This window comes from Actinomadura bangladeshensis, assembly GCF_004348335.1.
GTDB lineage: Bacteria > Actinomycetota > Actinomycetes > Streptosporangiales > Streptosporangiaceae > Spirillospora > Spirillospora bangladeshensis.
Map to the genome: position 1 here is coordinate 1 of NZ_SMJW01000273.1, position 10,149 is coordinate 10,149.

10 protein-coding genes are annotated in these 10,149 nt (G+C 70.3%); 9 read left to right on the forward strand and 1 reads right to left on the reverse strand.

Features of this window, described 5'->3' with window-relative positions; all coding sequences use genetic code 11:
- Positions 1 to 215: 215 nt before the first annotated feature.
- From E1284_RS34095 to E1284_RS34105, 3 genes are all read left to right on the forward strand, one after another.
- Complete coding sequence (locus E1284_RS34095) at positions 216 to 1,124, forward strand: DNA-processing protein DprA (RefSeq protein WP_131944283.1); 909 nt, start codon at positions 216 to 218, stop codon at positions 1,122 to 1,124.
- 283 nt (positions 1,125 to 1,407) lie between these two features.
- The gene (locus E1284_RS34100) at positions 1,408 to 1,872 is read left to right on the forward strand and encodes a phosphoribosyltransferase (RefSeq protein WP_131944284.1); all 465 of its coding nucleotides are present in this window, start codon (positions 1,408 to 1,410) and stop codon (positions 1,870 to 1,872) included.
- A 215-nt stretch (positions 1,873 to 2,087) separates the two neighbouring features.
- Positions 2,088 to 3,071: an NAD-dependent epimerase/dehydratase family protein gene (locus E1284_RS34105; RefSeq protein ID WP_131944285.1), complete on the forward strand. Its 984-nt coding sequence runs from the start codon at positions 2,088 to 2,090 to the stop codon at positions 3,069 to 3,071.
- On the opposite strand, the gene E1284_RS34110 is transcribed toward E1284_RS34105, so the two are convergent.
- Positions 3,068 to 3,505 (reverse strand): MarR family winged helix-turn-helix transcriptional regulator, encoded by a 438-nt coding sequence (locus E1284_RS34110; protein ID WP_131944286.1) that lies wholly within the window; start codon positions 3,503 to 3,505, stop codon positions 3,068 to 3,070. The two genes, E1284_RS34105 and E1284_RS34110, sit on opposite strands and share 4 nt — an antisense overlap.
- A 66-nt stretch (positions 3,506 to 3,571) precedes the next feature.
- Here E1284_RS34110 and E1284_RS34115 point away from each other — a divergent pair, with 66 nt between their 5' ends.
- The 6 genes from E1284_RS34115 to E1284_RS43785 all read left to right on the forward strand — a co-directional run.
- Positions 3,572 to 4,618 carry a substrate-binding domain-containing protein gene (locus tag E1284_RS34115; RefSeq protein WP_131944287.1) on the forward strand — a complete coding sequence of 349 codons (1,047 nt, stop codon included), beginning with the start codon at positions 3,572 to 3,574 and terminating at the stop codon, positions 4,616 to 4,618.
- Positions 4,619 to 4,752: 134 nt separating this feature from the next.
- A complete protein-coding gene (locus E1284_RS34120) occupies positions 4,753 to 5,034 on the forward strand; it encodes an FmdB family zinc ribbon protein (protein WP_131944288.1) in 282 nt (93 codons plus the stop codon).
- A 13-nt stretch (positions 5,035 to 5,047) separates the two neighbouring features.
- Positions 5,048 to 5,686: an AmiS/UreI family transporter gene (locus E1284_RS34125; RefSeq protein WP_131944289.1), complete on the forward strand. Its 639-nt coding sequence runs from the start codon at positions 5,048 to 5,050 to the stop codon at positions 5,684 to 5,686.
- A gap of 35 nt (positions 5,687 to 5,721) precedes the next feature.
- Positions 5,722 to 6,969: a formamidase gene (fmdA, locus tag E1284_RS34130; RefSeq protein ID WP_131944290.1), complete on the forward strand. Its 1,248-nt coding sequence runs from the start codon at positions 5,722 to 5,724 to the stop codon at positions 6,967 to 6,969.
- A gap of 135 nt (positions 6,970 to 7,104) precedes the next feature.
- Positions 7,105 to 8,727, forward strand: coding sequence for an alkaline phosphatase D family protein (locus E1284_RS34135; RefSeq protein ID WP_131944291.1), 1,623 nt, complete (start codon positions 7,105 to 7,107; stop codon positions 8,725 to 8,727).
- A gap of 403 nt (positions 8,728 to 9,130) precedes the next feature.
- Positions 9,131 to 10,149: NYN domain-containing protein (locus E1284_RS43785; protein ID WP_279433102.1), on the forward strand; the 1,019-nt coding region annotated here is incomplete at its 3' end.

Consider the following 10,149-nt stretch of genomic DNA (forward strand, 5'->3'; position numbering starts at 1 on the left):
CACCGGAAACGAACGTTCGAGGCAGGCCGCCCCGTCGGCTCTCGCCCCGACCTCGCCGAGCCGACGCCGCCCCCGTGCAACGCGGATCCCTTCCGCGCGACCCGGCCGATCAGCCCCCGACGGCCGGGCGCCGCTCAGGTGAAATAATCGAACGTAGATTCGAGTCGGTGGCGGGGGAAGTGGAGATGCAGAAATCACACTCGTACCCTGAGACCATGAAGACGGTGAGCTCTGAGGAAAGAGCGGCCCTGGTGGCACTCCTCCAGGTCCGCCCCCAGGGTCTGCGCTGGGCGGATATCACGGCGGAAGTCGTCGAGGCCGGGAGCGCGCTCGCGGTATGGCACCGTCTCGTCCCGCCGGCTCTGCTCCCTGTTCCCGGCGAGGCGAATCCGCTGGAGGCGGCCACTCGTGACATCCAGGAGTGGGCAGGACAGGGCCACACGATGCTCACCGTCCTCGACGGCCTCTACCCTGAACGGCTGCGTGAAGTCCACCAGGCACCGCCGGTGCTCTTCGCACGAGGTTCACTCGCCGGGGACGACCTGGCCGTATCGGTGGTCGGGTCCAGAGCCGCCTCCGAGCGCGGCCTGGCCATCGCCGCCAGTGTCGCCGAGGGCCTGGTACGCGAAAACGTGACGGTCGTAGCAGGGCTCGCCGCTGGTATCGACACTGCTGCCCATCGCGCCGCGCTCGACGCGGGCGGACGCACGGTCGCCATCATCGGGACGGGCATCAACAAGGTCTACCCGGCTGCCAACCGCGCACTTCATGAGGAGATCTCGTCCCGTGGCCTGCTGCTGTCCCAGTTCTGGCCGGACGCACCTCCGCAGAAGCACACGTTCCTGATGCGCAATGCGACCATGTCCGGCTACGGGCTGGCGACAGTCGTCGTGGAGGCGGGAGAGCACAGCGGCGCACGCGCACAGGCGCGCATGGCGGTCGAGCACGGCAGACCGGTCATCCTCACCGATCTGGTGGTCGAAGCCAACACCTGGGCACGCGCTCTCGTGGGCAGGCCCGGCGTCCACGTCGCGAGTGGCCTCGGCGACGTGCTGACCACCGTCGGCGAACTCGTCAGCGGCGAGTCCCTGATCGATGCGGCCCTGGAGCGGCTGGTCTCCTGACATGCTTGATCGCGCAACTGAGGACCGTCTGCGAAAGGCGCTGGTCACCTCGGCGGGCGGCTTCCTCCGCAATCCGGTACGGCGGCCCCACAGGACGTGTGCGGTCTGCACGACGCCGATCGACGGCCGTTACTGATTCTGCTTCGCCTGCAAGCGGCATCGACTGCATGACGGGACCGCCGACATCGTCGCGCCCGTCATCTACGCGGTGCCCCAGCAGCAATCCGGCTATGTCATGCGGCAGTACAAGGCCCGTCCCCCAGTCGGCGCCCACCTTCGCCTGGTGACCATGCTCACGCTGTTCACCCTGTCCCGGCATGGTGCTTGCGCAGGGACGGGCACCGGCATCGCGCTGACCCACTGGGCGACGGTGCCGTCCCTTCCGGCGAAGCCGGGAGAGCATCCCCTGCATCGCATAGTGAGCGGCTCGGCTCCCGGGAACGAGGTTCGCTTAGCGGCGGCTCCCCGAACATCCGATCCACGGGCACTCGATGCCGCCCACTTCACCGCTGATGTACGCCTTTCCCGCGGTTCGCACGTCCTGCTTCTGGACGACACATGGACGAGCGGCGGCCACGCGCAGTCAGCCGCTCTGGCACTGCGGAAAGCGGGCGCGAGCACGATCTCCGTCCTCGTGGTGGCGCGCTGGATCAAGCCCGAGTTCGGGAACAACGCCAAGTTCCTGGACGGCCTGCCCGACTTCGACCCCGACATCTGCCCATGGACCGGAGCTGCCTGCCCTCGTTGACGTCGCGGGCCCGGATGAAGAGCGGGCCGCCTCCGCAGTCGCTGATCAAGAAGCGACGCCCTGGTTCACCTCCGGAAGATGAGTGCCTCCTCGCGGTCGTCCACGGAGAAGTCGGTCACGGGCGGAAGCTACTTGGTCTGTCGGGCAGTCCTTGGATTTCTGCTGAGAGCAGGGAGGTGTTCCTCGCGGGGGGTGCAGAGGGCAGAGTTCTGCTCATGAGGCTTCTGATGTTGGGTGGGACGGAGTTCGTGGGGCGGGCCGTGAGCGAGGAGGCTCTTGGGCGCGGTTGGGATGTGACCGTCTTCCATCGGGGGCGTCATGAGGCGCCGGAGGGTGTCGCGTCCCTCCATGGTGACCGTGCTGTCGAGGGCGGTCTCAAGGCCCTCGAAGGCGGGGAGTGGGACGCGGTCGTCGACACGTGGTCGGGGGCGCCGTCGGCTGTGCGTGACGCCGCGCGCCTTCTTGGTGGGCAGGTCGGGCACTACGTCTACGTCTCCAGCCGGTCTGTCTATCGGTTCCCCACGCCGCTCGGGCTCGGCGAATCAGCCGAGGTGGTGGACGGTTCTCCGGACGACGGGGACGTCGACTACGCGGCGGCGAAGCGCGGGGGTGAGCTGGCGGCGCTCGATGTGTTCGGTGACAAGGCGCTGCTGCTGCGGGCCGGCCTCATTCTGGGGCCTTACGAGAACATCGGGCGGCTTCCCTGGTGGTTGACGCGCATCGCCCGAAGCGGCAACGTTCTGGCGCCCGGCCCTCGCGACGCCGGCCTCCAGTACATCGACGTTCGAGATCTCGCCGCCTGGACGCTGGACGCGATCGGGCAAGGCTTGAACGGCGCCTACAACGTGGTCAGCCCGCCCGGCCACACGACGATCCAGGAGTTGCTCCAGGCGTGCATCGACGTCACGGGGTCTAACGCCGAACTCGTCTGGACAGCACCGGAAACCATCCTTAGCGCGGGCATCCAGCCGTGGACGGATCTCCCGGTCTGGCTTCCGCCGGGCGAGGCCCACGACACCATGCACCGCGCCAACGTCGACAAGGCTCTGGCCGCCGGGCTGCGTTGCCGTCCCGTCCAGGAGACGGTCGCCGATACGTGGGCGTGGCTCCAGTCCATAGGCGGACGGGCGCCGCAGCGTCCCGACCGTCCCGTGGTGGGTCTGGACGCCGACAAGGAGGCCGAGATCCTGCGCGGCTAGGGGAGGTGGGTGGAGATCCGGGTCAGGAGGGCGCGCAGGAGGGCCAGTTCTTCGCGGCCCACCGATTCCTGGATGCGGGTCCACTCGGCCTCTACGGCGCTGGTCAGGCGGGCGACCCGCTCGTGGCCGTGCTCGGACAGGAACACCAGCACGCGGCGGCGGTCGGCGTCGTCCACGCGGCGGTACACCAGTCCCGCGGACACCAAGCGGTCCACCACCTTGGTGAGGGTGGGCGCGGGGAGCAGGGCGTGCTCGGCTATCTCGGCCATCGGGTGGCCCGTGCCGTCGGCCAGCAGGGACGTGACGCGCCACTCCTCCACGGTCGAGCCGGCGGTCTTGAGGGCGGCGCCGAGCCGGGCGGTGATGTCGCGCTCGACGCGCGCCAGCACCCGCGGGAGGTCCAGTTCTTGCTGCGGAACACCTGTCGTAGTCATCGCAAGACCTAAGATTACCGCCTCGTAGAAAGTATTTTCGGGCGCCCATGGGCTACCGTCCCGGTTATGGACGACCTGAACGTCGCCCTGGTGGTGCCGTTGCAGGGGCCCGCGGGACTCTTCGGGCCCTCCGCCGAGCTGTGCGCTCGATTGGCACAGGAAGAAATCAATGACGAGGGCGGCGTGCTCGGCCGGCGGCTGCGGCTGCTCCTCGTGGACGGCGGCGCGCCGCCGCCGGTGGTCGCCGACCGGGTCGGGGCGCTGGTCGGCTCGGGCGCCGTCCACGCGGTGACCGGGTGGCACATCTCGGCCGTCCGGCAGTGCCTCGCACCGCGCCTCGCCGGGCGCGTCCCCTACGTGTACACCGCGCTGTACGAGGGCGGTGAGCGGTCGCCCGGGGTCTGGCTCACCGGTGAGACGCCCGAGGGCCAGCTCCGGCCCGCGCTGCGCAGGATCGCCGCGGAGTTCGGCGTCCGGCGCTGGACGATCGTGGGCGACGACTACATCTGGCCGCGCGCCTCCGCCCATGCCGTCCGGTCGTACCTGGCAGAGCAGGGCGCCGTGCTGTGCGACGAGGTCTTCGTCCGGCTCGGGACGCAGGACTTCGGCGGCGTGCTGCGCCGGATCGACGCGAGCGGCTGCGAGGGCGTCCTGATGCTGCTGGTCGGCGACGACGCGGTGGCGTTCAACCGGGCCTTCGGCGCGGCGGGCCTACCGCAGCTGAGGTTCAGCCCGCTGATGGACGAGAACATGCTGCTCGCGACGGGTGTGGAGGGCACCCGCGGGCTGTTCGCCGCGGCGGGATTCTTCGAGACGCTCCCGACCGGGGACGGCCTGGACTTCGGCGCCCGCTACCACCGGCGCTTCGGCACGCAGGCGCCGCCGCTCAACAGCATGGGCGAGTCCTGCTACGAGGGGGTCCGGCTGCTCGGCGAGCTGTTCCGGCGGAGCGGCGGGCCGGACGTCAGGCGGATGAACGCGGTCGCCGAGGGCACCGGCTACGACGGGCCGCGCGGGCCCGTCGAGGTGCGGGACCGGCACCTGCGGCAGCGGGTGTTCCTCGCCGCGGCCGACGGGCTGGAGTTCGACGTCCTGTGCCAGCTCTCTCCCTGATCGAGATAGTTCCCCTGAGAAGCAATAGGCGGGCCTGAGCGAAGCTCCAGGTCGTCGTGACGTCCATCTGTTGACTATTACTTCACACTCGAATAGTTTCTGTGAGAAGTAATCCGTGCGGCTGGAGGCCTGTCATGGTGATCTATCAGTACCGCTGTGCCCGCTGCGGACCCGTCGACCTCGCGCTGCCGATGGGCGGCGCGAGCCCCGAGAGCCCGTGCGCGGACTGCGGCGGCCCCGCCCGCCGCGTCTACACCGCCCCGTCCCTCACCCGGCCGGGTGCGCCGCTCACCCGGGCCCTGGACGCCCAGGAGGCCAGCCGGCACGAGCCGAAGGTCGTGTCGGCGCCGCCGCCCACGCACCGCCGTCCCGCGCGGCCCGCCGACCCCCGGCACGCGCTCCTCCCCCGACCCTGAACGAGGTGATCCCGTGGGAAGCGTGGGCCTGCTCTACGTCGGCGCGGCGCTCTTCGTCAACGCGCTGATGATGCTCGGCCGCGTCGAGGCGCGGTCGGCGGCGATCCTGAACCTGTTCGTGGGCGCGCTGCAGGTGGTGCTGCCGACGCTGCTGCTGGTGGCCGCCGGGGACGACCTCGCGGCGATCAGCGCGGCGTCCGGCATCTACCTGTTCGGGTTCACCTACCTGTACGTCGGCATCGGCCTGCTGGCCGGGCTCGACACCACCGGCGTCGGCTGGTTCTCGCTGTTCGTCGCGATCGCGGCGCTCGTCTTCGCGGGAGTCAACTTCTTCGACGTCCGGGACCGCCCGTTCGGGGTCATCTGGCTCTGCTGGTCGTTCCTGTGGTTCCTGTTCTTCCTCGTCCTCGGCCTCAAACGGGACGAGCTCACCCGCTACACGGGCTGGGTGACGCTCGCCAACGCCGCGGGCACCACGACGCTGCCCGCGTTCCTGCTGCTCACCGACACCTACACCACCTCCGCGGTCTTCGCCGCGGTGTTCGCCGCCGTCGCCGTCGCCGTCTGCGCCGGGCTGTGGATCCCGACCCGTCCCGGACGCACGCCGCGCGGCACGGCCGGCACGGTTCCGGAGCCCGCCACCGGCCCCTGACTCTCTTCCACCAGACCCACTTCAGGAGGTACCCCATGCCCGACGTCGTCTTCAGCGTCGACCAGGCCCGGTCGATGCGCGACCAGGACGTCCCCGGCCACAACCGCTGGCATCCCGACATCCCCGCCGCCGCCAGCGTCCGCCCCGGAGCGGAGTTCCGCATGGAATGCCGCGAGTGGACGGACGGCCAGATCGGCAACAACGACTCCGCCAACGACATCCGCGACGTCGACCTCTCGCCCTGCCACATGCTGAGCGGGCCCATCGCCGTCGAGGGCGCCGAACCCGGCGACCTCCTCGTCGTCGACATCCTCGACCTCGGCCCCATCCCGCAGCAGACGGGAGGGCTCGCCGGGCAGGGGTGGGGCTACACCGGCATCTTCGCCAAGCAGAACGGCGGCGGTTTCCTCACCGACTACTACCCCGACGCCTACAAGGCCATCTGGGACTTCCACGGCCAGCAGGCCACCTCGCGCCACATCCCCGGCGTCCGCTTCACCGGCATCACCCACCCCGGGCTGTTCGGCACGGCCCCGTCGGCGGAACTGCTCGCGCGGTGGAACGCGCGGGAGCAGGCGCTCATCGACACCGACCCGAACCGGATGCCGCCGCTCGCCCTGCCGCCCCTCCCCGAGAACACGCTCGCCGGGACGCTCACCGGGGACGCGCTGGCCAAGGTCGGCGCGGAGGGCGCACGCACCGTCCCGCCGCGTGAGAACGGCGGCAACCACGACATCAAGAACTTCACCCGAGGATCGCGGGTCTTCTACCCCGTCCACGTGCCGGGCGGCATGCTGTCCGGCGGCGACCTGCACTTCAGCCAGGGCGACGGCGAGATCACCTTCTGCGGCGCCATCGAGATGGGCGGCTACATCGACTTCCACGTCGACCTCATCAAGGGCGGCATGGAGAAGTACGGCGTGACCACCAACCCGATCTTCATGCCGGGCAACGTGGAGCCGCGCTACAGCGAGTTCATCAGCTTCGTCGGCATCTCCGTCGACCACGGCACCGACACCAACCACTACAACGACGCCACCCTCGCCTACCGGAACGCCTGCCTCAACGCCGTCGAGTACCTCAAGACGTTCGGCTACACCGGCGAGCAGGCGTACCTGCTCCTCGGCGCCGCGCCGATCGAGGGGCGGGTCAGCGGCGTCGTCGACATCCCGAACGCCTGCTGCTCGCTCTACCTGCCCACGGCCATCTTCGACTTCGACATCCGCCCGACCGCCGAGGGCCCGCGCCGGGCCGACCGCGGCCAGTGCGCCGTCTCCTCCTGATCCCGTGACACCGGGCCCGGCCGCGTGCGCCGCACGTGGCCGGGCCCACCGCGTCCCGGGCCGGTATGGCCCGCATGACAGCACTGTCCCCTTTGGGTGGACGCGGCAGGGTCGGGTCCGCTAGAGAGACCTCTTATGAGCGCTTTGGTACTCGGGCCCCATCTCCGGCACGTGAGTCACCACACCGCGACGATCTGGGTGGAGACAGAGCGGCCCTGCGAGGTACGAGTCGTCAGTGAGGAGCATGGTGTCGACGCGTCCGCACGGACGTTCACTGCGCACGGCCACCACTACGCGCTCGTCGAGGTCGACAGGCTCGCGCCCTGTTCGCGCATCCCCTACAAGGTGCTCGCCGACGGCGAGACCGTCTGGCCTGAGGACGACGGGTTCCCGCCGTCCCAGATCAGGACGCTCCAAGAGGACGGCGGGCTGCGCATCTCCTTCGGGTCCTGCCGCCGTTCACCGGGCACCGTGCAGGAGTTCGGCTACGACGCGCTCGCCGCCTTCGCGCAGCGGCTGCGCGAAGGCGGGGACGACGTCGCCTGGCCGGACATCCTGCTCATGGTCGGCGACCAGGTGTACGCCGACGAGTTGAGCGACGAGATGCGCGCGTTCATCGGCGGACGGCGCGGACCGGACGAGCCGCCCGCCGACGAGGCCGCCGACTTCGAGGACTACACGCACCTCTACAAGCTGGCCTGGCACGGCGATCCGGCGGTCCGGTGGCTGCTGTCGACCGTCCCCACCTTCACGATCTTCGACGACCACGACATCCGGGACGACTGGAACACCTCCTACGCGTGGCGTCAGGAGATGTGGTCGCAGCCGTGGTGGCGGGCGCGCATCACCGGCGGGATCGGCTCGTACTGGATCTACCAGCATCTCGGGAACATGTCCCCGCAGGACCGCGCGTCCGATCCGCTCTTCGAGGCGCTGCGCAAGGCGTCCGACGAGACGGGCGACGCCGGCGCCGTCCTGGACGAGTTCGCGGAGAAGGCGGACAAGGAACCTGCCAGTACGCGCTGGAGTTACGCCCACGACTGGGGAGGCACCCGCCTCATCGTCGTCGACAGCCGGTGCTCCAGGCTCCTCACCGAGGACCGCCGCGGCATGCTCGACGACGAGGAGTTCGAGTGGCTGGACGGGCGGTGCCAGGGCGGCATGGACCATCTCCTCATCGCGAGTTCCCTCCCCTACCTTCTTCCCATGGCGATCCACCACGCGGAGTCGTGGAACGAGGCCGTCGCCGGGGGCGCCTGGGGCAAGCGCGGCGCGGCGCTGGGGGAGAAGATCCGCCAGGCCGCCGACCTGGAGCACTGGGCCGCGTTCGAGAGGTCGTTCCGCGACGTCGCAGCCGATGTCATCGCCGTCGGACGCGGTGAACGCGGCCCCGCGCCGGCGAGCATCTCCTTCCTCTCCGGCGACATCCACTACTCGTATCTGGCGCGGGTCACCGAGCCCGGCACGCGGTCGAAGGTGTCTCAGATCGTCTGCTCGCCGCTGCGCAACCCGCTGCAGGGCAAGTTCAAATGGGCGAACCGCATCGCGTACTCGCGCGCCTCGGGCGGGCCGTTCCGGATGCTGGCGAAGCTCGCGAAGGTGCCCGCCCCGCCCATCCGGTGGCGCATGACGGACGGCCCCTGGTTCGACAACGCCATCGCGACCGTCGAATTGTCCGGCCGGGACTGCAACGTGCGCTGGGAGACTCCGGCCGGCGGCGGCCGGCTCTCGGAGATGGGGCGCGCCCGCATCACCTGAGCCGCCCGCACCGCCCCTGAGACGCCGCGCCGACTTTGCCGCGACCGGCGAAAAGGAAATCGCGTCCGAAATGTATGACCGTCGGTGGTCAAGCCACCACAAGGAGCGAGACCGCGAAAGGTTTCGAGTTTCGCCGTGACCCTCGCCCAGAACCCGTGACCTGCTCGTTCATGTAAAGATCCGGCGGAAGACCGGGGCCGGACCGAAACGGCTGGTAGCGTCCGCCGTCGGCTCCCAATTCGTAGTTACCGGGGAGTCGCCAACGGGCGGCTCGTCATGAAAGAGTGGCGAATCGCCGTATCGGCCTACTGGGCTGCAGGGCTTCACTACGCTATAAGCGCCCGGGGTCGCTACGTCTAGTGGGCACGCTGTGAGCTCCCGTGTTGAGGAAGGACGGTGCCGCATGGATCGCTGCGCGCTGTTCGTAGACGCCGGCTATCTGCTGGCGGACGGCGCCATGGCCGTGCACGGCACGCGCCACCGCGAGACGGTTTCGTGGGACTTCGGCGGGCTACTGCAACTCCTGGGCGACCTCGCCAGGGAGCGCACCGGCATGCCGCTGCTGCGCTGCTACTGGTACGAGTGCACGATCGAGGGCCGCCGCACCCCCGAGCACGACGCGCTCGCCGACCTGCCGGGCCTCAAACTGCGGCTCGGCCGCGCCCGTCCGGGCCGCCGCGAGGGCGTCGACACAGAGATCCACCGCGACCTGATGACCCTGGCCCGCAACGGCGCGCTCGCCGACGCCGTCGTGGTCAGCGGCGACGAGGACCTCGCGCGGGTCGTCACCGACGCGCAGGACCTCGGCGTCCGCGTCACCGTCGTGCACGTCGCCGTCGACGGGAACTGGACGATCTCCCGCGTGCTGCGGCAGGAGTGCGACGACCTCATCGAGATCGGCTCCGGCCACCTGCGCCCCTACGTCAACCTCCTCGCCGGCATGGACGGGGCGGCGTCGGGCTCCTCGCTCGGGACGAGCCCGCTGTCCAACGGGCACGGCGGCTCCAACGGGCACGGCGGCTCGCTCGGCCCGCTGCAGACGGCCTCGCAGAACGGGCCCCCGCCCGCGTCCCCGGTCAGCGGGCCGCCGGTGCCGTCGGGCTCGTCCGTCCGCGACCTCGGCCCCGCCATGGGCGGCGGGATGAACAGCGGCATGAGCGGCGGCATGAGCGGTGGCATGAACGGCGGGATGAGCGGCGGCTCCATCGGCAACAGCGGCCCGATGGCGCTGCCGGGCGGCGTCGGCGGCGGTATCGGCGGAGCGGGCGGCGGCCTCGCCGGCTCGTCCTACGGAACCGGCGGCCAGCAGGCGCCGCTCCAGCCCGCGACCACGTCCGGGCCATCGCCCCTTCCATCGATGCCGGCCCCCTCCGCGCCGCCCATGCCGGCGCCGCCGTCGAGTCCCGGGCCGCAGTACGGCAC

Bases quoted from the DNA above. Each gene is read 5' to 3' on its own strand.
- E1284_RS34120 (WP_131944288.1), top strand. From the start codon at position 4,753: ATGGTGATCTATCAGTACCGCTGTGCCCGCTGCGGACCCGTCGACCTC.
- E1284_RS34095 (WP_131944283.1), top strand. From the start codon at position 216: ATGAAGACGGTGAGCTCTGAGGAAAGAGCGGCCCTGGTGGCACTCCTC.
- E1284_RS34105 (WP_131944285.1), top strand. From the start codon at position 2,088: ATGAGGCTTCTGATGTTGGGTGGGACGGAGTTCGTGGGGCGGGCCGTG.
- E1284_RS34135 (WP_131944291.1), top strand. From the start codon at position 7,105: ATGAGCGCTTTGGTACTCGGGCCCCATCTCCGGCACGTGAGTCACCAC.
- fmdA (WP_131944290.1), top strand. From the start codon at position 5,722: ATGCCCGACGTCGTCTTCAGCGTCGACCAGGCCCGGTCGATGCGCGAC.
- E1284_RS34115 (WP_131944287.1), top strand. From the start codon at position 3,572: ATGGACGACCTGAACGTCGCCCTGGTGGTGCCGTTGCAGGGGCCCGCG.
- E1284_RS34110 (WP_131944286.1), bottom strand. From the start codon at position 3,505: ATGACTACGACAGGTGTTCCGCAGCAAGAACTGGACCTCCCGCGGGTG.